We start from the raw sequence: 25,928 nt of genomic DNA on the forward strand, positions 1-25,928 counted from the left end.
TCCCACAATGGCTCTATTACAATTTAAAATGGTTCGGTAGCATTATCTTTCTGTACTTCGTTCTCTTGGCCACCAAACTTTTCTTGCATGTATCCTGCACTAACCTGGATACTCTTGATTGGGTCGTTATCCACCCAATTTTTATGAGTTTCTAATATAACACCTTCTACTCCGTTTTTTATAGCAATTGCTGAGAGAGTATCCAGATCCATATTTCCATATCCTAATTCAGTAGCATTTTCTTTCAGAATGGGTGTCATATAGGGACCTGATTTGGTATGTCCGCGGTCATTGATATGCCATAATTTCATTCGGCTGCCCAGTTTTTCCATCAAAGCCGGAACATTAGCCCCGCCATCGGCCATCCAGTAACTATCAAACTCGAAATTAACATATGCAGGATATGTTTTTTCAATAATAATGTCGTAAGCTGTTTTATCGGGGGTTACCTTTTGCAGTTCAACATTATGATTATGATATAAAAGATGTATCCCTTCTTCAGAAAGGGCTTTTCCTGCCTGGTTCAGACTTTGAACAAGTTCTTCCACGTCATCTAAACTACTATAATCAAATTTGTACATACCGGTAATAACTACTGTATCTGTACCGAATTTTTTCGCTTCAACGGCTATCGCTTTTGCATCCTTCTCAATGCTCCCCAGATTACTATGTAGGCTTACGACCTTCAGTCCGCTTTCCTTAATCAGCTTAGGCCAATCAAGCTTGCCGCCATTGCCAATAGGCATTCCTGAGAACTTTGTCATTAGTTTTACAAGAATGGAAGACTTGTGAATCATAAAATCATTTAATTCGATAGAATCATAACCTGCATTTTTAATATTAAGTAATGTTTGTAAAGCATTATCATAATTATTACTCATTGTTCCTATCATAATCTGTTGAACTGCAGTTGTTATATGCTGTGAATTATTCCGGCCCTTACTTTTTACAATATTGCTTTGCTCCGTTTTGTGTGATTTGACAATTTTATTAATGCGGATTTTTTCTTTGATTTCATACCCGGCAACAAGAATTATTATGAGACTAATACACGCAATGATTACTTTTAGTACCTTTTTTCTGTTTTTTTTCAATTTGTACATCTCCGTTTCATTGACTTATTTCATGAGTACTTTACAATAATATCAACATCTGTCTATTTTACAACCGACAGATTCTTCGGAAATGTCGAATACAATGGAGGCCTTATGTCAGAAAAAAATAATGTCAACCAGAGGGTGATGCTAACGAAACGCTTGGTTGGCGAAGCTTTATTAAAAATGTTAAAGACGCGTAATATTAATAAAATATCCATACGGGAACTATGCCAGGTTGCAGGAATTAATCGCACTACATTTTATAATCACTATGGAAGTCAATATGATGTGTTAAATGAAATCGCTGAGACATACATACAAAATACTTCATTTACTGTTATCAAAGATCTTGCAGCAGGTATAAATATCGATGAATGTCTGACTGGAATACTACAATACATAAAAGACAATCTTGAATTTATAAAACTTGTAATAGATATGGAGAATTATGATCTAATCTCCCGCATCACTATCTCACTGCCGCAGTTTGATCAAATGGTCATTAAACATTTACCGGAAAAATTGGATTTGAAGGAAAAGAAGGCAATTGCCTCGTATGTCCAGTATGGAACAGTAAGACTTCTTAAAGAATGGATTCTCACAGATTGTTTAGAGTCACCGGAAGAAGAAGTGAAATTAATTCTGAAAATGGCTGGAAGAACGATTGGTAACGGATAACCGCCTGCAATAATCAGAGCCATGCTGATTCTGAAGAGACAATCTACGAGATATTCCAAGGGATAGTTGACATGCCATGAATGAATCCCACAGATCTCCAGTTGTGGTGTTTGAATATATACAAAAATCTTCCAGATGGTTGGATATTCAGATATAGAGCATTTTTCAAGGATGTTCGAAAAGCTCGTGGGCTGCAAACCCAGAGAATTCAGGAAAAACAAACTAAGTGTTTGATTTGAAAATAAATGCCTGCGGGTTCAGCAGAACTGACATCAATTTTGCGCGGTACGCAATTGGACAAGAACTAAAGTATTTAGTTTTGTGTTTAAGGGCGTAACGCGCATTTTTTGTCTCACTGAACTAAGTTTGGAGTTGCTTTCTGCTGTATGCTCATCCTTTCACTTCTAGGAGCAGCTTGTGCAGCAAAGCAATATCATTTTGGACTGATTGATGGGCATGTTCTGAAATCAGCCGGACGGAGAATTTTTTAGAATCGGGAATGTTTGATAATTCAGAATCGCCATTTTCAATCAAAAGCTTTCTTCTATTCAGTCGTTCAATGGCATCTTCGATCAAATAAGCAAGCTTCCTGCTGTCAACCTTATCCAGAAAAAAGAGGGAGGAGTACAGGGAAGTGAAATTTGTTAAGTTTTGAAATGCGGAATAGATTTCTTCCACCAGTGTTTCACGGCCCTTTTCTGTAATTCCATAGGTCGTTTTCTCGGGACGGTTGTCGGTCTGCTCAACCTTGATTTTTTGAATAAGTCCTTTTTTTAAAAGAACCTCAAAATTATAATAAAGGGTTCCATCGTTGATCGGAAATGAATTATCGAGAGGCTTTAGAACTTGCTTCTTCAGATCGTAAGGATGATGCTCCCCCTCGCTCAGGATACCAAGGATAAATATTTGAAGCGACATAAGACTCCTCCTAGAATATATATGAAAAGAGCCGTCTGCCGTAAAGGGCATTCGGCTCTTTCTATTTTACATGAAGAGCGGCTGAGGTGCATCACCGGGGCTTAATTTAGTGTACGGCTTGAAATGGTGGATTACAGTATTCAAAGCAAGCGCTGAAACCATGATAAGGCTAAGACCTAACAGCAGTACAGCAGAACGCCCTCCGCCGAATAGCAAATTGTAGTCCAACTGAACGGTATAAAACATTACGGAAATATGGCTAATGGCTTTATAAAATCCTGGCATCATAACCTGTGGCACCACCGATCCATTGGCGATGGTCTGAATCAGCAAGAACGGTAGATTTAGCATCATGCCTGCCTGTCCAAAGAGGAGGCAGAAAATGCTGGTGAACTGAATGGCTGCGAATAATTCGAAGGCGTGCAACAGCCACAAATGAACAAACGTACCAGCTCCATATCCGTGTATGACGAAATAAATGCTAAGCCCGATCAAGGGGACGATCAGAGAAATGATAGCATTGGTACCTTGCAGCGAAAGGAAGGCTTTCCATTTTCCAAGCTTACCCTTTAATTGGTTCAACGCACCGATTGCCATCATGGAGTATATCATAGCCCCGACATAAGAGGACATCGTCAGAAACATTGGAGCCATTTGATTATGCATCCCGGCTGGCTGAGGATTGGAATCTATTACATTGGCCTGGACTTTGTTAACAATGCCTGCGGCCATCTCCTTGGCCTGCACCTCCGACATCTTCATATTTTGCAGTACACCTTCAATGCCGCTTGTCTGCAGCTGGGTACTGATTTTTTCTGTGATCTGCGTTACTACATTTTGTACTGTGCTGTTGGTGGTAGCTGGATTGGATTGGTTGATATAATAATCCAGTTGAACTTGCTGGTCCGGAGCAGAGAGCTTCTGTGTAAAATCCTGAGGGATGTGCATGATCAGATGAATGTCCCGGTCTTCAAGCTTTTGCTGAGCCGTCTTTAGATCGGTATCCGTCTGCACCTGAAACGGCAGCTCCTGCTCAAGCTGCTTCGCAAATTCCATCCCGTACTGCTTATCTTCATTTACAATTGCCACCGAGAGATTGCCGATGTTCTTCGGAACCGCACTATAACCGGAAGTGAAGACTCCGATCATAATGATTTGGTAAAAAATCATCATAAAAACACCACTCAGAATTGCCTTGTTTTTGAAAAATGATTTCATCGCTCACACCATCCATATACTTTATTTAGAATACTCTATTCAAAGTATATCTTTTCATGGATGCTGTCAATAGTTTCGAGAAATAGTGGATTATATTAATATTGAAGAGGTTGTCATATTGTGTAGGGAAGCAGGCAGAATTGAAAATCCTATATTGAAAACAGAAGAGTTAAGTACTATACTGTAAACAACTAAACAGTTAACTTATTAACTTAAAGTGACTTGAACTGACAGTTAAAAGAAAGGAATAAAAAATGGATCAAAACTTAAAAACTCAATTTGTGCATTCGATATTTCAATTAAAGAGGCTACATGGAGCGGGACTCGGAATGGAAACGGGAGGGAACAAGAGTGACATTAACATGACAGAACTTGTTCTAATGAAAGGAATCGCCGACAATTCCACTGATTCCGAAGACAACATCGGTTTGCCCGACGTTCGGGGATACCTGTCAATCTCCAAAGCGGCAGTTTCCCAAATGCTGGGTACACTTGAGAAGAAAGGATATATAAACAGAGACTTAGACAAGAATAATCGTAGAAACCTTGTAGTTACACTTACCCCCAAAGGACGTGAGATTCTAAAGAACAAGGATAACGAGTTTAACGATAGGCTTGATAAAATCATAACTCATCTCGGAGAAGACGATGTTAAACAAATGATAACGATTGTTAGCCGTATGATAGAGTATACAAACAAACTTAATAACGAATAAGACAGGATGAATGAGAGAAGATATTCAAATAAGCAAAAGAAGGGGAAGAGGTTATGAATGCATGAAGAATAAAGAGCGTTGGACGATTTCCGATATTCCCTCCCAGAAAGGCCGCTTGATTCTTGTCACAGGTACAGGGGGGCTAGGTTATATAACCGCTTTAATTCTGGTCCGTGCAGGTGCGGAAGTTATTCTGGCAGGACGAAACAGAAGTAAGGGGGAGGCGGCAATCAAAGAAATTCAGTCAAATGTTGTTTCGGCAAATATACATTTTGAACAGCTTGATCTTGGCGATCTTGCCTCCATAGAAGCTTCCGTAAAACGGATACGCGATAAGTATCCAAGGCTGGATGTCCTTATTAATAATGCCGGAGTGATAATGAATCAGGAACGACAAGTTACAAAGGATGGCTTTGAATTGCAGTTTGGCACAAATTACCTTGGACATTTTGCGTTGACAGCTCATCTTATGCCGCTTTTACGAAAAGGACACAACCCTCGGGTTGTCAATGTCTGTGCCCTTGCCGCCAATAGTGCTGTAATTAATTTTGATGATCTGCAGTCAGAACTCCTTTATAAGCCCATGCCAGTATATGGTCAATCAAAACTGGCTAACTTGATTTTTTCACTTGAGCTTCATCGTCGTAGTATGGCTGAACGGTGGGGAGTTATGAGCATTGCCGTTCATCCGGGCTTATCTCGATCAGATTTGGTTGACAATGGAACAAGAGAAAAAAGCAAGATGCCGCTTGCGCTTCGTCTGTTTGGACCAATAATGTTACAGTCGGCTGAACAAGGGGCTTTGCCAACGCTTTTTGCAGCAACCTCCCCGGAGGCCGTCAGCGGACAGTATTATGGACCGGATGGAGTTAAAGAAACAAGGGGATTCCCAGCACCTGCCAAAATACCGGCTACTGCAAAAGATGTAAATACTGCCATACGATTATGGGAAATCTCCAAACAGTTGACGAATGTGGATTTCGAGAAGATATTATCGGGGATATCCTAAATAAAATCATGCCGGTTACTATTCTGCCAAGGATGCGGCGCAGTATTATGCAGAAAAAGCGGCCGAGGAGGCCGCTTTATCATTTCTGTAATAGCGCTGCTCATCCAGACTGTATTTGGTTTGTTACATCCTACCAGTCAGCAGTTCCACAAATTTGGTTGCTTCCGCCCCGGTCACGGGCCGATTCGGTGCGAATTGGGTGGCGGAATCACCGTTCAGAATCCCCGCCGCAACGGAGCGCCCAATAGCTTCGGAAGCCCAATGCCCGTTTGGCACGTCTTTGAAGGCTACCGGGTTTGCTACAGAAGAAGCTTGTTTTTGGCCCGTAGTCCGCATAACATTATCAGCGATCATCGCAAGCTGCGCCCGCGTTACGGCCAAATCCGGGTTAAACAGGCCTGCACCGGTTCCTTTCATAATACCGGCCGTCTTATTTTGGCGAATAGCCAGATCCTCAGGCGAATTTACGGTATCCGTGTAAATATCTGTACCGATTACCTCGCTTAGCTTTAGCTGGTCAGCCAATAGCGCAGCCAACTCCGCGCGTGTCACTTGAGCATCCTGCAGTAAAGAGACCGATGTCGCAGCTGGCTTTTTCTGCTCAAATAACCATGCCAACATATTCTTATCATTAAATACGGGTATCCACGAACAGTGTCTGAAATCTCCGTAAAGCTGTTGAGAGGCTAGAAACGCATCATCATAAATAGTTAGCTTGGCCTGGTTGTTGCCTAAACCGGTCAATGCCTCGTAAGTCAGCGTACTCGTCCGGCTATCTGTGATCGGGTCATTTTGTGCATGTACGAGCCATACCGGTACATCCGTCAGGTCCTTCAGTTCCGATTTAAACTTATCTACGGATCCGGTGTAATCAGCTACGGCGTCTTTCGCCGCAACGATAATGGAGCCGGCGAACAGCTCCGGATACTGCGTCAGGAAACGAAGCGCACCGCCGCCGCCGCTGGACACCCCTACGACATAAATGCGGTTCGGGTCTACCTTGCCAGAAACGATAAGCTCCTTGATTAACTCCGCCTGTACCTCAAAGTAATCACGCATCAACGAAAGTTCTTCGGGATTGTTATAGATTTTCCACCCATAGTTTTCTGGGAATTGTACGGCCAGAACGGATGTATCGTAACCAGAATCTGTCCAGGCAACGGCGCCTTTGTTCTCGGTGAGTTGCTTGAGGTTGTCTGTTCCGACCTCTCCGCCGCCGTGCAGCCATACGATCAGGGGTTGTGGGGCTGTAGATTCGGTCAGTTTAAGTCTGTAGTTCAACTTCTCTCCATTAGTTCCTGTAAACTCCCCAGCGACAAAATCATCGAATGTCCGTGTCTTCACTACCGTCACGGATTCCTTATTAAACGACAACTCGGGGTAACGTCCATTCGTCACGGCAAACACTGACACCGGACCCCCGGAATATTTAAATGGCTTTACTTTAAGTGATAAAATATTATCCGCCCAACTCAGTTCAACCCCGTCATCCGCATAATCGTTTTGCACAGTCTCGTTATTCTCGTTAACAGGATAACCATCGAAGTTGCCGGTAATTACAAAGTCAGATGCTCTCAAATCGGCATATGAGCCTGCGCTGCTCACCTGCAAATCAAATGATTCAACCATCCTACCCGTATCGCCAATATAAGTATTTGCCGTAATTTGCACAGGTGAAGCCGCTTCGGCTTTCACAGACAGTCCACCGGTCAGTATGGTGCCAACCGCCAAAACAAACGATAACATCAGACCAGTACCTTTTCTCAATTGCATCCTACCTACCTACCTCCAGTTATAAAGTTGTGTTATTTGTACACGAGTCGGATCAAGTCGCTTAAAATGAAAAAAACCTAACTCGAACCGACATAGGAAAAATCCATGTCTGATTCGATTTAGGTTTTGCCCGATTAAGCGGTTACAATCCACATCGTATCTACATACGAAATCATATATATGAACTTTTAAAAAGTCAACAAGTTATTTTTTTAATATTTTCAAAATAAAAAAACATATTTTTACATTATCTTTCACTTGAAAACGTTCTCCACCTCTTATATAATAAAAATACAATTTATATTAGGGTTGTAACTGCATTGCAGGCAAAGCCTAAACCAATTCATGCTAGTTTAATTTTAGTTATGGATTCGTTTAGGCTTTTTTTGTCCGTAAAAAAATATAAAGTGGGCGAACTCATGAGGATAAAAAAAGTATTTAATAATAATGTTGCATTGGTTGAAGGACCAAATCGATCTGAGATCATTGTTATTGGAAAGGGACTAGCCTATCAGAAAACTCCAGGTGAAGATATAGATCCGTTAAAAATAGAGAAGACTTTCGTGATGGAGACCAAAGAGTTATCTGAACGGCTATCTACATTACTGAGTGAGATTCCTCCAAAGCATCTGGAATTGACAGATCAAATTATTCGTTATGCAGCAAAGGATTTAAGCACGACCTTTAGTAATAATATCTACCTGGCTCTGACAGATCATATTAGCTACGCAATTACGCGCACCATACAGGGGTTGAGCCTTAAAAATGCACTGCTATGGGAGATACAGAAATTTTATCCGAAAGAATTTCATGCTGCAACGCATGCATTACATTTAATTGAAAAGGAAACTGGAATTAAACTGCCTGTAGATGAAGCTGGATTTATCGCAATGCATTTCGTGAATGGGCAGCAAGATGGTCAGGAAATGGAACAGACCTTGTTAGTTACCCAGATGGTTCAAGGAATTCTTAATATAGTAACACTTCACTATGGGATAGAGCTGGATGAGAATTCGTTAAATTACAGCCGCTTTGTGACCCACTTGAAATATTTTTCTTATCGCACCATGCGTCATGAATCGATTCCTTCTGAGGATGATGAACTTTACCAACAAGTCGTTACCAAATATCCTGAAGCTTTTGCCTGTAGTGAGAAGGTAAGATTCTATTTACGGGAAGAGTTTCAAGTTGAAACAACCGAAGGTGAAATGGTCTATTTTATGCTTCATATTAGGCGTGTGACCAGCAGAGATTAACCTATTACAATAAAGAACAGGGTTGTTACCATTAGTTGGGCAAAGCCTGGATACGTGATAAGTGTACTGTTTTTCAGTGTGCTTTATCACCTATTCAGGCTTTTTTATTTCATAAAACCAGCCAGAATGAGATCAAAAGGAGCGAGCACAAATGAAATACGAAAGATTAGCCAAAGATATCGTGCAAAATATCGGCGGAGAAGAGAATGTTAACAATCTTGTCCATTGTGCAACACGGTTAAGATTTAATCTCAAAGACAATCAGCTACCGGATAAGGAGAAGCTGAAAAGCTTAGCTGGGGTTTTGAGTGTCGTAGAAAGTGGCGGTCAATTCCAAGTGGTAATTGGAAATGACGTTGCTCACGTGTATCAAGAAATTATGAAAATCAGCAAATTAGGGGCAGGAAATTCTGCTTCCGCAGATGCAGATCAACCCAAGGAGAAGATCATGTCCAGAATTTTCGCAGTAATTTCTGGAAGTCTTTCTCCCCTATTGCCTGCAATGGCTGGAGCGGGGATACTTAAAGCTTTTTTAACCTTATTCACAAACTTTGAATGGCTATCTGCGGATAGTGGAACCTACCTCATTCTGGCAGCAGCAGCAAATGCCGTTTTCTATTTCTTGCCTATATTCTTGGGCATTTCTGCATCGTTCAAATTCGGGGCAAATCCATATGTAGGTGGAGTTATTGGTGCAGCTTTAATGGAACCGAACTTTACGGGATTATTGGCGAATGGAGACACCTCTTCTTTTCTTGGCATTCCTGTAGTCTTAATGGATTATTCATCAACGGTCTTTCCGGTATTCGTATCCATTTGGATTTTCTCTTATGTGGAGAAATACTTAAAGAAAATCATTCATAAAGAGCTCCAGACGTTCATGGTTCCGTTGTTGTCTTTAGTCATTCTTGTGCCGCTTGCTGCGATAGTCTTCGGTCCGTTTGGAGTATATCTCGGAAACGCGATCGCAGATGCTATCAATTACCTCATGGGAGTTAGCGGGCTGTTAACAGGTGCTGTAATTGGCGGGTTAATCTTCTTCCTAGTTGTGTTTGGGCTCCATTGGGGAATTATTCCGATCGTGCTGGCAAATCTTACGAATGGAACCGATCCAATCCTTGCGATGTGGGCAGCATCTAACTTTGCAATGGCAGGGGTGGCACTGGCTGTCTTCCTTAAATCCAAAGAAAAGACTTTGAAATCACTGGCTGGTTCCTCTACATTAAGTCTGTTGTTAGCCGGGGTCTCTGAGCCCACTGTTTATGGTATATTGCTGCGTTACAAGCGCACAATCCCCTATGTTATTATTGCCGGAGCTGTCGGCGGGGCAATTAATGGCGGTTTCAATACTTATGCTACAGCATTTGTCTTCCAGAATATTTTCTCGATCGGTGCATTTGAACCGGTGGGTTACTATTTAATCGGGATTGTCGCCGCTATGGGAATTGGTTTGATTCTAACGCTTCTTTTCGGGTACCAAGATAAAAAAACTGTTGCAGTGACTGAAGCAACTCCTGCTGTAGAAGTGAAGGCTATTCAACCGGAGGCAAGTGCCAATTCTTCTAATCATTCATCTGTCTTGAAGAAAGAGGTGCTTCTCAGCCCGTTAACAGGGGAAGTGAAATCCTTGACTGAAGTTCCCGATCCTGCTTTTGCAGAAGGTGCTATGGGAAAAGGAATAGCTATTGTTCCGAGTGTTGGCCAAGCCGTATCTCCAGTGAATGGAACCGTTGGTACCATTCTCAAATCAGGCCATGCTGTAATTCTACGGTCCGAGAATGGAGCAGAAATATTGATTCATATTGGAATCAACACCGTTCAATTAAAAGGGCAATATTTCACCCCTCGGGTTAAAGCAGGGGATCAGGTGCGAAAAGGGGATCTACTGATTGAATTTGAGCTTGAAAAGATCAGGGAAGCTGGTTACAATCCGATCACTCCAATCATTATCTCAAATACTGCTGAATACTTGGATGTAATTGAAACAACAAGCTCATCGGTTACAGCCCAAGATAAGTTGCTGACTCTTGTGGTCTAAGCAGAACTGGCCAGAAAGGAGACTCACTTTGAAATCCAACACAAACAGTTTTCCAGAAAATTTCTTATGGGGCGGCGCAGTAGCGGCCAACCAGGTAGAGGGCGCTTTTTTAGAGGATGGAAAAGGTTTGTCCACAGCAGATGTAATGCCACGTGGCATTACAGGGCCGATCATGGAGATTCCTGAAGGTGAATATCCTTCTCATGAAGCTATCGATTTTTACCACCGGTATAAAGAAGACATCGCAATGTTCGCAGAAATGGGCTTTCGCTGTTTTCGGACTTCAGTTGCCTGGACACGTATTTTTCCAGAGGGAGATGAAGAGATTCCTAATGAAGAGGGCATCCGCTTCTATGAAGGCTTGATAGATGAGTTGCTCAAATACAATATAGAACCTGTCATTACGATCTCTCATTATGAAATGCCTTTAGGATTGGCCAAGAAGTATGGAGGTTGGAGAAGCCGTAAGACCATTGAATGCTATGAACGGTATGCCAAGGTTCTATTTGAGAGATTAAAAGGGAAAGTCAAGTATTGGATGACTTTTAATGAAATTAATATTCTGGCCCATTATCCGTTCACAGGTGGTGGAATTATCCTCCGGGAAGGAGAGAATAAGAAACAGGTTCAATATCAGGCGGCACACCATCAGTTCATAGCAAGTGCACTCGCCGTAAAGGCTTGTCATGAAATTATACCTGATGCCCAAATCGGCTGTATGTTGGCTTATATTCCCGCATATCCGTTGACGAGTGTACCGGAGGATGTCTTTGCCGCCCTGCAAGGTGAAAGGGAAATCCTGATGTTTGGCGATGTACAGGCCAGAGGAGGTTATCCATCCTATGCAGCGCAATTTTTCAAGGAGAATGAAGTGGTACTTGAAAAAGAACCCGGGGATGATCTTATTCTGAAAAGCTACCCTGTTGATTTTATTGGCTTCAGTTACTATATGAGCCGTGCTGTGAGTGCAGATCCGGAGGGGAAAGAGACTACAGCGGGTAATTTGTTCGGTGGTGTCAAAAATCCATATTTGCCTTCATCGCAATGGGGGTGGCAGATTGATCCGCTGGGTCTAAGAATTGCTCTTAATCTATTATATGACCGTTATCAGAAGCCGTTATTTATTGTAGAGAATGGTCTGGGTGCAGCAGACAATCTAGAAGCTGACGATACGATTAATGATGATTATCGGATCAATTATTTGCGGGAGCATCTCTTGGAAGTCTCGAAGGCTATTCAGGATGGTGTCGATTTAATCGGATACACCAGCTGGGGACCGATTGACTTGATCAGTGCATCTACCGGAGAAATGAAAAAGAGGTATGGTTACATTTATGTAGATAAAGACAATGATGGTAAAGGAACCCTTAGAAGAATAAAGAAGAAAAGCTTTGCCTGGTACAAGAAGGTAATTGCTTCTAACGGGTCTGACTTAGACTAAATATTTTACAGATAAAAGCCGTCCTTTCATTAAGGATGGCTTTTCTGTCGAGAAGAAATATATATAATGATACCCGCAACAGGCTCGGTTTTAGGCAAGAGCTATTCATTGTATGAAGAACAATCATTTAAATGACCTCGAAAAAAATTAAAAACGCCTCTTGATTTACAAAATCCTTATAGTATATTTTCTTGTATGATTAGAGAAACTTTTGAATGAAGGAAGGATTGGGTATGAATTGGAGTCGTTTTTATCGAAAATTTTTTTTGCGAATAAGAAATATAAAATTTCAAAATAAATTAATGCTTGGATATGTGTTGGTATGTGTAATTCCTCTCTTGTTTGTAAGCGCGTTCATATTTCGGCAAGCAGCAAAGGGTTTAGAAGATTCTTCCCAAGAATTTGCTTCGCTGTATACGTCACAAATAAGAACTACGTTGAATGAATTTATTAAAGAGTATGATGAGGTCACAAAGTCAGTATTGGTAGATAATGAGTTGATTTACAAGCTCGGTGAATCAAGCAGTTTGCCCTTGAGTGAGGTCGTTAATCAAAGGCTTGCTGTACAGCGGTTGCTGATGCGGGTTGCCTTGCTCAAATCAGAGATGGGAACCATTATGCTGATTGCTAGAGATGATGGCGTCTATCAGTATAGTACTTCAACGAATAAAGTGAACGAGAACTTATTGTTATCTCAGGAGTGGTACAAAAAGCTTCGTGATTCCAATGAAACCTTCTTTATTACTGGATTACATGATCGTTCCTACTACGAGGATAAAGGGGATGGGGCAGTTGTGACAGTAGGAAGGGTGCTGTTTAGCTCAGAAGGAGCATATGCAGGGATGCTGCTGATTGACATGGATCCGTTTACATTGCTGCAGCTCGATCATGAATTCATCCTTGCACGTGACAAGTATGGTATAAGCGTAGTTATAAGTAATCTCCAACAACAAATTGTATACCATTCCGATGCTGCAAGCGGGCGTTTGTCCTGGAAACAAGTGCTCGAATCAGGAAGCGATTATATCAAGGATAACGAAAGCAAAGATTACATTACGTTATTAGGAAGCACTTTACAAGGTGAGTTATCGATCAAAACTGAAATTCCTCGCTCAAGGTTGCTACAGAAAATTAATCAAATTAAAGTCATGACGGTTATCGTAATTCTAATGAGCTGTCTGATCATAACCCTCTTTTCACTTGGTTTAAGCTATACGATTACAAGGCCTATTAAGGCGCTCCGGAGAAGTATGAAGCAGGCGGAATTAGGGCAATATCTCCCTATTGAGAAAGAGCAGGCTCACGATGAAATTGGAAGTTTAGTGCACAGCTACAACAAAATGATTACGACCATCCGTACTTTAATTGAAGATGTTTACATCGGGGAGATCAAACAACGGCAAGCTAAATTTATTGCCCTCCAGAACCAAATTAATCCCCATATGCTCTACAATACCTTGGAATCAATTCGGATGAAGGCACTGGTAAAGGATGATGACGAGACTGCGGACATGATTAAAATTCTGGCGCGCATGTTCCGTCTGGCATTAGCCAAGGAAGGAAAACGCCATTCAGTTAAACATGAGCTGGAATATACCGCGAATTATTTACAGCTTCAGAACATTCGGTTCGATAATTCATTCAAGATTGAATTTAAAATACCCGATGAGATGCTTGAATGTAGTATCATCCCCCTGGTATTTCAGCCAATAGTTGAAAATAGTATCAATCATGGATTTGAAAACTATAGTCAAAGAATGAATATTGTGATTGAGGGGCATTGGACGGAACGGGGAGAGATGTTATTCCGGATTACGGATAATGGGGCTGGAATGAGCCTTGATAAGCAATCCGAGCTTCAAGCTCTATTGGACGGGGCGGAATCGCACAAATACAAACTGGAAGATATGAATGAACCCGCGGAAAAAGGGCTGGGACTGCAAAATATCGCGGAACGCTTAAAACTACATTATGGTGACCGGTATTATCTGACGATTGTTGCCGGAGTGAAGGACGGAACCACAATTGAAATATTGATTCCGAGAAACGGGAGGGATAGGATATGAGAATTGTTATAGTAGATGATGAGAGAGGCATTGTAGAGGGGCTTATAAAGATCATAGGCCGATATCTTCCGGACTGTAAGATTATCGGTACAGCATTTAACGGGCTAGAGGGTTTCGAAACAATACAAAGGCTGCGACCTGATATTGTAATAACGGATATTCGGATGCCCAAGGCTGATGGTCTCGAAATGATCAAGATGCTTGAAGAAGAGAATGTTCCGACCAAATTCATCCTACTAAGCGGGTATGCGGACTTTGAGTATGCCAGAAGAGGGATGAAGTTGGGAGTGCAGTTCTACATTAACAAGCCAGTTGAGGAGGAAGAATTACGTGACAGTGTAAATCAGGTCATGGAGACGATCCGTGCAGACAGGATCAGACTGCAGAGTGTGAACGAACTCAAACAAGAAATTAATAGCCGCATTCAAGAAGAGACTTTGCGAGACATTATCGATCTTGGAACTGACAATACAGAACTGATGGAAGATCTGTTGAGGAGCGCCCAAATTCCTACAACAGGCCTCTGGTTCAATTCGCTCATGCTTGAAATCGGCGGTAGCATCGATGCGCTCAAAGAACTTGGTTTTCAACCGCTCTTTCATCAGATAGATCTGGCTTTAACACACTTTCAAAAAGTGTACCGGTTTCGCTACTTCGGGTCGCAAATCGCTATCGTCATCGCCCATAACAGTAATATTCCTTACGGTAGACTGGTTCATGCGGTTCAAAGCCTGAAACAGGTAGTGTTACGTGAACTACAGTTGTCTATCAGCGTTGGTATTAGCACAACGAATAAGGGGGCAACAGGAATCTGCCGGTCTTTTGAAGAAGCGCGAAATGCCCTAAGCTACAAAGTCATTAAGGGAGGAGACGCTGTAATCTCCTATACTGAAATTATTAAAATAACGGGTCATAGCCATGCGGTTTCTGAAGAGACAATATCCAGACTGGAAGAAGCTCTGGATAACATGAATGAAGCGGAGTGTGTAGCAATTATCCATGAGATTTTCCGGGGAATGGTCGACGAGCCGTGGATGAATCCCGCAGATCTCCAGTTGTGGTGCTTGAACATACTTCTGTCAAGTATCCGAAAATTATCCTTTCAACAGCTCCAGCAGAATGAACGGGTCGGCCGACATATATTATCGTTGGAAGGCATTTCACGGTTTAAGACGCTTGAATATTTGGAGGAATGGATGATCCAAGTCATCCAGGGAATTATCCATTTTAAGTTGGAGCATAATCTATCCCAGAAAAAAGATATCATTTCGGAAATAAAAGTTTATGTATCCAAACATTACAATGAACAGATCAGCCTGGCAGATTTGGCTGCTCGTTTTTTCATCAGCCCCTATTATTTAAGTCAGTTGTTCAAACGAAAGACAGGAGACAACTATTTGAATTTTTTGACACAGCTGCGGATAGATAAAGCAAAAGAGTTGTTGGAGAATACAGATTTGAAAGTGTATGAAATCTGCCAGATGGTTGGATACTCGGATACACAGCATTTTTCAAGGATGTTCGAAAAGCTAACAGGCAGCAAACCCAGAGATTTCAGGAAAAACACACTGAATAGATAAGTCATCACTTCCTTTAGCTCTAAGTTCAAACCAAACATTGAAATGCGCAAGCAACTAGTGCGGTACGCGATTGAACAAGAACTGAGAAATCCAGTTCTGTGTTTCGGCGGTACCGCGCGTTTTTTTATGTCTACTCCAGATTGAATAAAGAATTCAGGTTGCACTCATCTATATCTCAGCCAGAAAGCAGGATATTAAAAATGACTTGTTTAAACTTAAAAATGCCCAATTGAGCGTAGCTTTGGCTGGTTATATAGTTTAACTGTAAGCGGATTCAATAAAGTTATTAAGGGGGAAAAACATGAAAGTTAAAAAGATTGGTTTATTGTTGGCGGCAAGCGCTCTCGCGATTACTGCTGTAACCGGTTGCGGTGGTAACAAAAATAATTCCGAGGGAACCGCAACTGCTAATCCTAATCAAGGCCAAAATCAGACCGCTTCAGGAGATGAAATTGTCGACGTTGAAGTCTGGGGTACCAATATCGGTTATAAACCGATCACTAAAGGAAGCAAGTTGTACGAATTCTACAAAGAAAAGCTAGGCGTAGGTGTCATTCATCCATATGTAGAATGGAATGGTGGAACAAACTATCTTAATCAGCTGAATATGAAGATTGCTGCTAATGAAATGCCAGACCTATTCCTTCCACAGCAAGGTTTGGAAGATAGCTTGGCCAAAAACGGAGCGATTGCCGATTTGACAGAGTTGCTGCCGAAATATGCACCGAATGTGTGGAATGCCATACCGCAAGATATGTGGGATATAGTTAAGGCGAACGATCCTAACGGTCAAGGGAAAATATATTATATCCCTGGGGTGGTAGACTACGGAAGATATGCCAGCATGATTCGTCAGGATTGGCTCGACAAGCTGGATCTGCAAATGCCTACTACTCAAGAGGATTATGTAAAGGTGCTGGAGGCATTCCGGGACAAAGATCCAAACGGTAATGGACAGAAGGACGAAATCCCGACAGGAGGCCGGGAGCAGGTAAGATGGATGGACCAATTGTTCGCGATGTATGGTGTAGCAATGTTCGAAGGTTATCCGGACTGGGACATTTATGACGGTGAGCTAACTTACTCTGCGGTGAGTCCAAATATGAAGGCGGCTTTGGAATTCATTTCGAAGCTTTACCAGGAAGGATTAATAGACAAAGAGTCGCTACTGAACAGTAAGGACAAGTGGGACGGTAAGATCCATTCCAATAAGGTGGGAAATTACTTCCACTGGGTGGAATCTGGCTATTTACCTTTGGAAAATTTGTATAAGAATACAGGTGTAAAGGCTGAATTCACTGTATTGCCTGTACCTAAAGTAGAGGGGTATGAAGGTTTCTACACTTGGAAAAGATTCACTCCTCCAGCCTGGGTCGTTAAAAACAACAAGGATGAGAAAAAGCTGATGGCTACCCTGAAGCTTCTAAACAATATGTATGATGAAAAGGTATGGAAAGATTTGTATTTGGGTGTAGAAGGAATGCACTATACGATGAAAGATGGTCAAGCAACCAAACTCCCGGATGATAAGAGCACACAGGAGAATTTGATTCTTGACCCATACGCAAAAATATCCACACTTGATTTCATGATGGATCTCAACAAGAGTACAGCTTCAGAAGATAGAATGTGGGCAATTGATCAGGTTAACAAAAATATGTTAGAGGCCCAAAAATATGCCAAAGTCATTGCTGGAGACGGCATGCCAGCCAGTGTATATGACGACTATCCAGATATAAACAACCGTACGCTGTATGTAGAGTATGCTTCCAAAATTATTCTTGGCCAATATCCAATTAGCAAATTTGATGAGTTTGTAGAGAAATGGAACAAATCCGGCGGAGAAGAGGTTACTAAGCGTGCCAGAGAATGGTATGCAAAAGTAAAAAAATAAACGGATTTACGTATGAATCCGCTCGGCTTAATTTTAGTCGGGCGGATTTATAATGAACCTTGTGAATTTAGGTACCAATACCAGAGTATAGGGAAGTGAAGATAAATGACTTATATTTGTAATCCGTTGAATATTGAATACAAATATCAGTTTGTTGATACAGCAGGAACTTTGGTTGCCTTCAGGGAAGCAGCAGACCCGACACTGGTGATATTTCATGGACAATACTATCTGTTTCCGTCGATGACAGCGGGATTTCTTACAAGCAGCAATCTGACTGACTGGACTCTCCATCCGCTTAAGGGGGTGCCGGTTTATGACTACGCTCCCGATGTGCGGGTAATCGGGGAGTACCTCTACTTTTCCGCATCGAATAAATCAAGAAGCTGCTCCTTCTACAGGACCAAAGATCCAATCAACAGCAGTTTTGAAGAAATCCAAGGAATGTTCCCCTTCTGGGACCCCAATTTATTCTTGGATGTTGACGGTAGAGTATATTTTTACTGGGGCTGTTCTAACCAGACGCCTATTTATGGTGTAGAACTAAACCCTGAGACTATGATACCTATAGAACAACCAATAGCACTTATATATGGCAACAGCGATAGGATTGGATATGAAAGAAAAGGTGAAGATCATAATCTCCGATCACCAGAACAGATTGATGCTATCGTTCAAAAGTTCACCAGCATCAATCCAGGGGCTTCGGAAGAAATTATAAAAAAATTCAAAGGCTCTGTCGGAAACGATCCGTACATTGAGGGAGCTTGGATGGAGAGGCATAACGGTAAATACTATCTTCAATATGCCAGCCCAGGAACGGAGCATAATATTTATTCAGACGGAGTCTACATATCCGATAACCCACTAGGCCCGTTCACACTGGCGAACAATAATCCATTCTCTTACAAGCCGGGCGGGTTTATACCGGGAGCCGGACACGGATCAACAATGAACGATAATCACGGGAATCTTTGGCACGCTTCATCTATGAGAATCAGTATGAGCCATATATTCGAAAGACGGTTAGGGCTGTGGCCGGCCGGTTTTGATCAGGACGGCGAATTATTCTGCAATCAGCGGTACGGAGACTGGCCGTACTCCATCGTGCAGTCTCTGATGAATCCATGGAGCAATCCGCAATGGATGTTACTCTCTTATGGGAAACCTGCTAGAGCTTCTTCATCGGAGAAAGGAAAAGAAGCTTCTAAGGCGACGAACGAAAATGTGCAGACGTGGTGGAAGGCACACTCTAATACTCCGGGAGAATGGCTTGAAGTCGACCTAGGATATGAATGTAGCGTGTATGCCGTACAAATTAATTTTGCAGATGATCAAATGCATGCAGACCTTCCTTCTGGAACATTGTTGCAGGGAGACCGACTAATAGATGAGCGTCAACATGTCACCAGATGGCTCCTGGAAGGCTCTGTGGATGGTTGTGAATATTTTGTAATTAAGGATAAAACGACAGTAAATACGGATTTGCCACATGATCTCATCGTGCAGGAGGAAGGGACAACAGCCAGATTCATCAAATGTACAGTCATGGAACTGCCGTTCAACCAGCCAGCCTGTATTTCCGGACTCAGAGTATTCGGAATTGGTAAAGGAGTATTGCCGAAGCAGGCAAGTGGAATCAAAACGCATTTGCTGGGCAAGCTGGACCTTTCAGTAAAGTGGAATAGGGATGAGACTGTGGGAAACAATGTGCTCTGGGGATTTGCACCGGACAAGTTATATCACAGCCATATGTTGTTCGACTGTAATCAAGTAACGATTAAAGCGCTAATTGAAGGTCAACCGGTATATGTTAGAGTCGATACATTTAATGAGAAAGGGATTACCGAAGGAGAAGTATACAAAGCGGTCTAGCATAGAAAAACCAGTAGGCATAGGATTGTATTTTTGTCCTATGATCCTAAAAATGACCGGGTAGGAACTTAAAAACGCCCGATTGAGCGATGGAACTACAAAATATATAGTTATATTGTAAACGAATTCAACAACGAAATATTGGGGGGGAAACTTTGAAATCTATTGCATCTCATCAAATGAAGGTATATTGGCCGCTCTATGTGATGGCAGTTCCAGGGATTATATTTCTCATCGTGTTCAAATTCATTCCGCTGGCCGGTGCTGTAATCGCATTCAAAGATTATTCTGTTTTCCAGGGATTTATCGATAGTCCTTGGGTAGGTCTCAAACATTTTAAAACTCTGCTTCACCATCCTGATTTCGCCAATGTTTTTAGCAACACACTGATGCTGGGATTTTTCAAGCTTGTAATCGTTTTCCCAGTGCCTGTTTTATTGGCAATGATGATCAACGAGATTCGAAAGTCCGCATTGAAGAAGGGAGTCCAGACTGCACTGTATATTCCGCACTTCTTGTCTTGGGTAATCGTGGGCGGTATTCTGTTCGATTTCTTTTCGTTAAGCGGAATGTTCAACATTATTCTTGGATGGTTCGGTGCTGAGCCTGTTCTAGCCATGCAGGAAAGTGCATACTTCAGACCTATTTACGTGCTGGCCTCCATATGGAAGGATGCGGGTTGGGGAACGGTGGTCTACATGGCCGCTATCAGTGCAATTGACCCTCAACTCTATGAATCAGCAATGATCGATGGTGCGTCCAGATTCAGACAGATCCGACATATTACATTCCCGATTTTGCTTCCTACTGTGCTTGTGCTGTTCTTGCTCGATATCGGAAACTTCTTGGATCTCGGCTTCGATCAGGTATTTAATTTACTGACTCCGATGACATACAATGTGGGCGATATTTTGGATACTTATGTGTTCCGGACGGGTGTTCAGCAGGGACAGTATAGTTTCGCAACTGCAGTTGGGTTGTTTCAATCGGTAATTGGATTTATTATGGTTTACACCTTCAATAAGTTGTCTAACAAGATTTCAGATGGGGGGCTCTGGTAGATATGCTTGCATCAAAGGGAGAAAAAACATTCGTAGGAATCATTACAGGTCTGCTCATTCTGTTCTCTATCATAGCGCTCGTACCGCTTGTGTCCGTAATCGCTACTTCTTTAAGCTCTAAAAGTGCTGTAGACATGAATCTGGTCACATTGTGGCCGAAGGAATTTACTTTTGACTCATGGAAGTACATTATTGACCGTCCTGATTTATGGAGATCGTTCTTTTTGACGCTAAGTACTACTTTAATTGGGACCGTGCTGGCACTTCTAATGACGGCTCTGTTCGCTTACCCATTGTCGAAGCCGGAATTTCGCTGGGGCTCTGTCATCATGATGGCTGTTGTAATCGCAATGATTTTCAAGGCCCCCATAATACCCTATTTTTTGACGGTGCGTGGTATCGGTCTTTATGATAATCCACTGGTTCTGATTATACCGCATATTCTGAATCCATTTAATCTGATTATCATGAGAACCTTTTTTAAGCAATTTTCCAAGGAATTGGAGGAAGCGGCCTTTCTAGAAGGCTGTGGATATTTCCGGATGTTGTTCCAATTCGTACTTCCGCTATCAAAGGCTGTACTGGCTACCCTTGCTTTGTTTTATGGGGTGGTACTATGGAATCAGTTCCAGCATCCGTTATTATTCCTGCAGGATACAAACTGGTTTCCTCTGCAAATCAAAATCCGCCAATTTATTACCGACGATAGTGTCATCATGTCGGGTGCCGCATCGACAATGGACCTTAACTATAATACGCGAACCTTAAGAGCAGCGACTGTTATCTTTGCAATTGCTCCGATTATTGCAGTATATCCTTTCCTGCAGAAGTATTTTGTTAAGGGAGCCATGATCGGTTCTGTTAAAGGATGATTCTTTTACACAAACTAATCAGGATGCAATCCGAAACAAAGAGCTTTTGAGGGGGAGAAATATGAGTCTCAAAAGGGTTGGTTTATTACTAATAGCAAGTGTTTTTGCCTTTACTTCTATAACCGCTTGTAGTGGAAATGCTAACAATTCTGCTGGTTCCAACGTTCCTAACCAGAACCAGGATTCCAACGGAGATGACATTGTTGATATTGAGGTATGGGGTACCAACATCGGCTATCAACCGGTTACCAAAGGCAGTAAACTGTACGAGCTTTATAAGGAAAAGCTGGGTGTAGGCGTTCTTAATCCGTATGTAGAATGGAATGGAGGGACCAATTACCTCAATCAGCTGAACCTTAAGATCGCTGCTAATGAAATGCCTGATTTGTTCGTACCTCAACAAGGACTCGAGGACAGTCTCGCTAAGAACGGAGCGATTGCCAATCTGACTGAATTGCTGCCTAGATATGCTCCGAACGTGTGGGAGGCTATTCCGGAGGATATTTGGAAAGTAGTAAAGGCAAATGACCCTACTGGCCAAGGGGGGATCTATTATATTCCCAATGTGGTTGAGTACGGCAGATACGCTGCTCTGATCCGACAGGATTGGCTCGATAATTTGGGGCTGGAGATGCCAAAGACTCAGGATGAATATGTAAAGGTGCTGGAGGCTTTCCGGGATAATGACCCTAACGGCAACGGCCAAAGGGATGAAATTCCAACCGGTGGCCGGGAGCAGGTGCGCTGGATGGATCAATTGTTTGCTATGTATGGCGTGGCAATGTTCGAGGGTTATCCAGACTGGGATATTTACAATGGTGAGCTGACATATTCTGCGGTTACACCAAACATGAGAGCCGCATTAGAATTCATAGCCAAGCTATATAAGGAAGGCTTGATTGATAAGGAGTCGCTTCTAAATAGTAAAGACAAGTGGGAAGGTAAAATCCAATCGGATAAGGTAGGGGTTTATTTCCACTGGGTTGAGCAGGGGAATTTGGTGTTCGAGAACCTGTATAAGAACACTGGTGTGCAGGCAGAGTTCTCTGTACTTCCTGTACCTGAGGTGGAAGGCTATAAAGGCTTTTATACGATGAAGAAGTTTGCCTCTCCTCTGTGGGTCGTTAAGAATAACAAGGATGAGGAAAAGCTTATGGCTACGCTAAAACTGCTTAACAATATGTACGACAAGAAAAACTGGAAAGACCTGTTCCTTGGTGTAGAAGGAATGCACTATACAATGAAAGACGGCAAAGCCATTAAGCTTCCAGATGACAAGAGCACACAGCAGAATCAGATTCTGAATCCGGCTACAAGCATATCGACACTGGATCTTACAATAGACCTCTTCAATAGCACGGTATCAGAAGATTCTAAGTGGGCCATTGATCAGGTCACCCGGAATATGCAGGAGGCTCAGAGATATACCAAAGTCATTGCCGGTGATGGTATGCCAGTCAGTGTATATGATGGCTTCCCGGACATTAATAATCGCACGCTTTACACTGAATATGCAGCCAAAATTATAATTGGACAGTATCCGATAAGCAAATTTGACGAGTTTATAGAGAACTGGAACAAATCTGGCGGCGAAGAGGTTACGAAACGTGCTAGAGAATGGTACGCCAAAGTACAGCAGTAAACTCAAATGCGATAAATTTCCGCTCGGCCATTTACAGGCCGGGCGGAAATTCTAATCCGGACTTTGCTGCAAGGAGCACATAAGACAAAACTAGATTATGCAGGAGGTAAACATGAGCAAGCGTTTAACGGAAGTGCTGCAAGGCCATGAGGATAATTACATTCTTCCTTTTCTCTGGCAGCATGGTGAAGAGGAACTGGTAATCCGGGAAGAGATTGCCCGTGTCCATGAATCGGGGATCGGGGCAATCTGTGTTGAGGCGCGGCCTCATCCTGATTTTCTCGGACCAAAGTGGTGGCAGGACATGGATATTATCATGGATGAGTCCCGAATGCGAGGCATGAAGGTATGGTTGCTGGATGACGATCATTTTCCTACTGGACATGCGGCAGGCAAGGTGAAGGAAGCTCCGGAAGAGCTTCAGCGTAAATTTTTGGGTGAACACTATATTGATACCCTTGGTCCTGCAAAGGGTGCTTCGCTGCTGCTCGATACCTTGCTGATGACCGGACTCCGGCCGACATTCTCCCTGCGCAGCAACGCCAGTGGCACAAATAAGCTGATCTCAGTAGTTGCGGTCCGCCGTGACCCATCTAATGGAGCATTAGTTGGGGACTGCGTAGACATTACTGAATTCGAGCATGATGGAACCCTTTACTGGGACATCCCTGAGGGTTATTGGCGGATCTTTATTATTTCAGAAAATAAGGATGGCGGCAGCAAGCAGCAGGAAGATTATTTGAACCCGCTTGTCCGGGATTCAGTCCGCATTCTGCTGGATACGGTCTATGAGCCTGTCTATGAACGCTATAAAGCAGATTTTGGCAAAACCTTTGCCGGATTCTTTTCAGACGAACCCGGATTTTATAACGATAAGACTACCTTCGACTTTAATTCGAAACCAGGAAAACAAGGGGTGTCGCTTCCCTGGAGCAGTGAAATGCCAGCCTTGCTTGAGCAGGCGCTCGGTGAGGATTACCGCAGGCAACTGCATCTTCTCTGGCATGATACGGGGGGACAATCACATATTGTCCGCTACACGTATATGAACATTGTCAGCAAGCTTTATGCAGAGAATTTCTGCAATCAAATCGGAGATTGGTGTAGAGGCCGCGGGGTAGAATACATTGGGCATGTTCTTGAAGACAACAATGTGCATGCAAGACTTGGACCGGGCACCGGACATTTCTTCCGTTCACTCTGGGGACAAGATATGTCTGGCCTTGATGTGGTGCTGTGGCAAATTGTTCCCGGCTTTGATCAATTGTCTTTCCGCCAGCCAATGGGGGGAGAGACGGATAGTGAATTCTTCCACTATGGCCTCGCTAAGCTTGGTGTGTCGCTCGGGCATATTGATCCTAAGAAACAAGGCCGGACAATGTGTGAAGTATATGGGGCATATGGCTGGACAGAAGGCTTAAAGCTGATGAAATGGCTGACAGATCACATGCTCGTCCGCGGCGTAAACCATTTTGTTCCGCATGCGTTTACCCAAAAAGCTTTTCCGGAACCGGATTGCCCGCCGCATATGTATGCAGGCGGACAGAATCCACAGTACCGCTATTATGGCTATCTTAACCGTTACATTAACCGGATTAGCCACCTGATTTCAGGGGGGACACATGTAGCGTCTGCGGCCGTCGTCTATCATGCTGAAGCTGAATGGTCAGGGAACGCGATGTACTTTCATAAGCCGGTTAAGGCTTTGATGCAGCATCAAATCGATTGTGAAGTGATTCCTGTTGATGTTCTTCTGGAGGCAGCTAGTGTGAAGGACCATAAATTAGTGGTGAACCGCGAGGATTATAGCTGCCTTATTATACCTTATGCGGAAGCACTCCCGGCAGCGATGTTAGAGCGTCTGCTCCAGTTTGCCGAACAAGGCTTACCCGTCTGTTTTGTTGACGGATTCCCGGAACGCTCGAGTGAGGGTATAGATGTATCCGGTGAACTGTCATCACTATCGGCTCATCCGAATGTTAAGACTTGCGAATTAGGCAAGCTTGCGCAAGGGCTTATTGCAGACGGTTATTATGAGGTCAGAGCTCAGCAATACGAGCCCTATCTCCGGAATTATCATTATACTCATGATGATTTAGATGTTTTTATGTTTTTTAACGAAAGCCCGAATCAGGTGATATCCACGAAGATTGTTCTACCGGTTCGAGGAGATGTTTATGCTTATAATGCTTTTCTTAATCAGATAAGAAGGTTAGAGGTAGTTGGGCTGTCAGGTGCAAGAACTGTAGAGCTTGTTTTGCATCCGTATGAATCGATTGTCCTGCTGCATGGCCCTTCCCTAAAAGATTACCCTGCCGCTCCGCTGCAGAGGGCAACAGGCTCAACCTTTGAATTAAAAGAAGAGTGGACAGTCTCCATTGCCGATGCAGATCATTACCCGCAGTTCAAGGAGTGGGAGACATTAACAGTATTGAAGAATATGAGCGGTCGTGGAGACCTGCCCAGCTTTTCTGGCACGTTCCGTTACGAGACGGAATTTGAGTGGAACAATTCTTGTAACAGCGCATTGCTTGCACTAGGAGAAGTCTATGAAACGGCAGAAGTATGGATTAATGGTGAGCATGTAGGTATGAACCTTTGCCCACCGTATCGGTTGGAGATAGCTGGTCAGATTCGCCAAGGGACCAACAGCCTAGTGATTGAGGTTACAAATACGCTTGTTAAAGACCAGCGGGACTTCTTGTCTTCCTTCTCCCAGCAAGAGCCTAGCGGCCTTATTGGTCCTGTGACAATTACACCGGTGACTGGCAGCTGAGCTACTAACTAGACCTGA

Annotated in this window: 18 protein-coding genes; 14 read left to right on the forward strand and 4 right to left on the reverse strand. The window is 42.8% G+C overall.

Translation table 11 applies throughout. The features are described 5' to 3' along the window. Positions 1–23: 23 nt before the first annotated feature. Positions 24–1,094, reverse strand: coding sequence for a TIM barrel protein (locus MHI42_RS29690; protein WP_342421490.1), 1,071 nt, complete (start codon positions 1,092–1,094; stop codon positions 24–26). A 114-nt stretch (positions 1,095–1,208) separates the two neighbouring features. Here MHI42_RS29690 and MHI42_RS29695 point away from each other — a divergent pair, with 114 nt between their 5' ends. After that, positions 1,209–1,775: a TetR/AcrR family transcriptional regulator gene (locus MHI42_RS29695; protein WP_052422001.1), complete on the forward strand. Its 567-nt coding sequence runs from the start codon at positions 1,209–1,211 to the stop codon at positions 1,773–1,775. A gap of 390 nt (positions 1,776–2,165) precedes the next feature. Here MHI42_RS29695 and MHI42_RS29700 read toward each other — a convergent pair whose 3' ends face one another. Then, positions 2,166–2,693, reverse strand: coding sequence for a PadR family transcriptional regulator (locus MHI42_RS29700; protein WP_042139285.1), 528 nt, complete (start codon positions 2,691–2,693; stop codon positions 2,166–2,168). A gap of 66 nt (positions 2,694–2,759) precedes the next feature. Beyond that, entirely contained in the window at positions 2,760–3,911 is a 1,152-nt protein-coding gene (locus MHI42_RS29705) for an ABC transporter permease (protein WP_340985882.1), read from the reverse strand. A gap of 254 nt (positions 3,912–4,165) precedes the next feature. On the opposite strand from MHI42_RS29705, the gene MHI42_RS29710 reads away from it, so the two are divergent. Together MHI42_RS29710 and MHI42_RS29715 are read left to right on the forward strand one after the other, a co-directional pair. Then, positions 4,166–4,627 (forward strand): MarR family transcriptional regulator, encoded by a 462-nt coding sequence (locus MHI42_RS29710; protein ID WP_340985883.1) that lies wholly within the window; start codon positions 4,166–4,168, stop codon positions 4,625–4,627. A gap of 61 nt (positions 4,628–4,688) precedes the next feature. Beyond that, a complete protein-coding gene (locus MHI42_RS29715; protein WP_042139085.1) occupies positions 4,689–5,636 on the forward strand; it encodes an oxidoreductase in 948 nt (315 codons plus the stop codon). A 123-nt stretch (positions 5,637–5,759) separates the two neighbouring features. On the opposite strand, the gene MHI42_RS29720 is transcribed toward MHI42_RS29715, so the two are convergent. Continuing rightward, a complete protein-coding gene (locus MHI42_RS29720) occupies positions 5,760–7,409 on the reverse strand; it encodes an S-layer homology domain-containing protein (RefSeq protein ID WP_340985884.1) in 1,650 nt (549 codons plus the stop codon). Positions 7,410–7,828: 419 nt separating this feature from the next. Between MHI42_RS29720 and MHI42_RS29725 the strand changes: the two genes are divergently transcribed. The 11 genes from MHI42_RS29725 (at position 7,829) to MHI42_RS29775 (ending at position 25,910) form a co-directional block, all read left to right on the forward strand. Beyond that, complete coding sequence (locus MHI42_RS29725; protein ID WP_039298791.1) at positions 7,829–8,665, forward strand: PRD domain-containing protein; 837 nt, start codon at positions 7,829–7,831, stop codon at positions 8,663–8,665. 151 nt (positions 8,666–8,816) lie between these two features. Then, on the forward strand, positions 8,817–10,703 hold the full coding sequence (locus MHI42_RS29730) for a beta-glucoside-specific PTS transporter subunit IIABC (protein ID WP_039298794.1): 1,887 nt from the start codon (positions 8,817–8,819) through the stop codon (positions 10,701–10,703). A gap of 28 nt (positions 10,704–10,731) precedes the next feature. Continuing rightward, complete coding sequence (gene ascB, locus MHI42_RS29735) at positions 10,732–12,144, forward strand: 6-phospho-beta-glucosidase (protein WP_342421491.1); 1,413 nt, start codon at positions 10,732–10,734, stop codon at positions 12,142–12,144. Positions 12,145–12,359: 215 nt separating this feature from the next. Next, positions 12,360–14,210: a histidine kinase gene (locus MHI42_RS29740; protein WP_342421492.1), complete on the forward strand. Its 1,851-nt coding sequence runs from the start codon at positions 12,360–12,362 to the stop codon at positions 14,208–14,210. Then, entirely contained in the window at positions 14,207–15,790 is a 1,584-nt protein-coding gene (locus MHI42_RS29745; RefSeq protein WP_042139079.1) for a helix-turn-helix domain-containing protein, read from the forward strand. The genes MHI42_RS29740 and MHI42_RS29745 overlap by 4 nt, the downstream gene beginning before the upstream one ends. A gap of 301 nt (positions 15,791–16,091) precedes the next feature. After that, positions 16,092–17,684, forward strand: coding sequence for an ABC transporter substrate-binding protein (locus tag MHI42_RS29750; protein WP_042139078.1), 1,593 nt, complete (start codon positions 16,092–16,094; stop codon positions 17,682–17,684). 126 nt (positions 17,685–17,810) lie between these two features. Next, on the forward strand, positions 17,811–19,559 hold the full coding sequence (locus tag MHI42_RS29755) for a family 43 glycosylhydrolase (protein WP_342421493.1): 1,749 nt from the start codon (positions 17,811–17,813) through the stop codon (positions 19,557–19,559). Between the two features lie 155 nt (positions 19,560–19,714). After that, complete coding sequence (locus MHI42_RS29760) at positions 19,715–20,620, forward strand: ABC transporter permease subunit (protein WP_042139076.1); 906 nt, start codon at positions 19,715–19,717, stop codon at positions 20,618–20,620. 2 nt (positions 20,621–20,622) lie between these two features. Then, entirely contained in the window at positions 20,623–21,492 is an 870-nt protein-coding gene (locus MHI42_RS29765; RefSeq protein ID WP_042139075.1) for a carbohydrate ABC transporter permease, read from the forward strand. A gap of 61 nt (positions 21,493–21,553) precedes the next feature. After that, positions 21,554–23,134 carry an ABC transporter substrate-binding protein gene (locus MHI42_RS29770; RefSeq protein ID WP_342421494.1) on the forward strand — a complete coding sequence of 527 codons (1,581 nt, stop codon included), beginning with the start codon at positions 21,554–21,556 and terminating at the stop codon, positions 23,132–23,134. Between the two features lie 112 nt (positions 23,135–23,246). Then, complete coding sequence (locus MHI42_RS29775; RefSeq protein WP_042139072.1) at positions 23,247–25,910, forward strand: glycosylhydrolase-like jelly roll fold domain-containing protein; 2,664 nt, start codon at positions 23,247–23,249, stop codon at positions 25,908–25,910. Positions 25,911–25,928 lie beyond the last annotated feature (18 nt).

Origin of the sequence: Paenibacillus sp. FSL E2-0178, from assembly GCF_038593005.1 — a bacterium.
Lineage (GTDB): Bacteria > Bacillota > Bacilli > Paenibacillales > Paenibacillaceae > Paenibacillus_AQ > Paenibacillus_AQ phytohabitans.

What these genes read in the sequence shown, in the direction of transcription:
- MHI42_RS29695 (WP_052422001.1), top strand. Translation starts at nt 1,209, where the DNA reads ATGTCAGAAAAAAATAATGTCAACCAGAGGGTGATGCTAACGAAACGC.
- MHI42_RS29700 (WP_042139285.1), bottom strand. Translation starts at nt 2,693, where the DNA reads ATGTCGCTTCAAATATTTATCCTTGGTATCCTGAGCGAGGGGGAGCAT.
- MHI42_RS29705 (WP_340985882.1), bottom strand. Translation starts at nt 3,911, where the DNA reads ATGAAATCATTTTTCAAAAACAAGGCAATTCTGAGTGGTGTTTTTATG.
- MHI42_RS29710 (WP_340985883.1), top strand. Translation starts at nt 4,166, where the DNA reads ATGGATCAAAACTTAAAAACTCAATTTGTGCATTCGATATTTCAATTA.
- MHI42_RS29715 (WP_042139085.1), top strand. Translation starts at nt 4,689, where the DNA reads ATGAAGAATAAAGAGCGTTGGACGATTTCCGATATTCCCTCCCAGAAA.
- MHI42_RS29720 (WP_340985884.1), bottom strand. Translation starts at nt 7,409, where the DNA reads ATGCAATTGAGAAAAGGTACTGGTCTGATGTTATCGTTTGTTTTGGCG.
- MHI42_RS29725 (WP_039298791.1), top strand. Translation starts at nt 7,829, where the DNA reads ATGAGGATAAAAAAAGTATTTAATAATAATGTTGCATTGGTTGAAGGA.
- MHI42_RS29730 (WP_039298794.1), top strand. Translation starts at nt 8,817, where the DNA reads ATGAAATACGAAAGATTAGCCAAAGATATCGTGCAAAATATCGGCGGA.
- MHI42_RS29740 (WP_342421492.1), top strand. Translation starts at nt 12,360, where the DNA reads ATGAAGGAAGGATTGGGTATGAATTGGAGTCGTTTTTATCGAAAATTT.
- MHI42_RS29745 (WP_042139079.1), top strand. Translation starts at nt 14,207, where the DNA reads ATGAGAATTGTTATAGTAGATGATGAGAGAGGCATTGTAGAGGGGCTT.
- MHI42_RS29750 (WP_042139078.1), top strand. Translation starts at nt 16,092, where the DNA reads ATGAAAGTTAAAAAGATTGGTTTATTGTTGGCGGCAAGCGCTCTCGCG.
- MHI42_RS29765 (WP_042139075.1), top strand. Translation starts at nt 20,623, where the DNA reads ATGCTTGCATCAAAGGGAGAAAAAACATTCGTAGGAATCATTACAGGT.
- MHI42_RS29770 (WP_342421494.1), top strand. Translation starts at nt 21,554, where the DNA reads ATGAGTCTCAAAAGGGTTGGTTTATTACTAATAGCAAGTGTTTTTGCC.
- MHI42_RS29775 (WP_042139072.1), top strand. Translation starts at nt 23,247, where the DNA reads ATGAGCAAGCGTTTAACGGAAGTGCTGCAAGGCCATGAGGATAATTAC.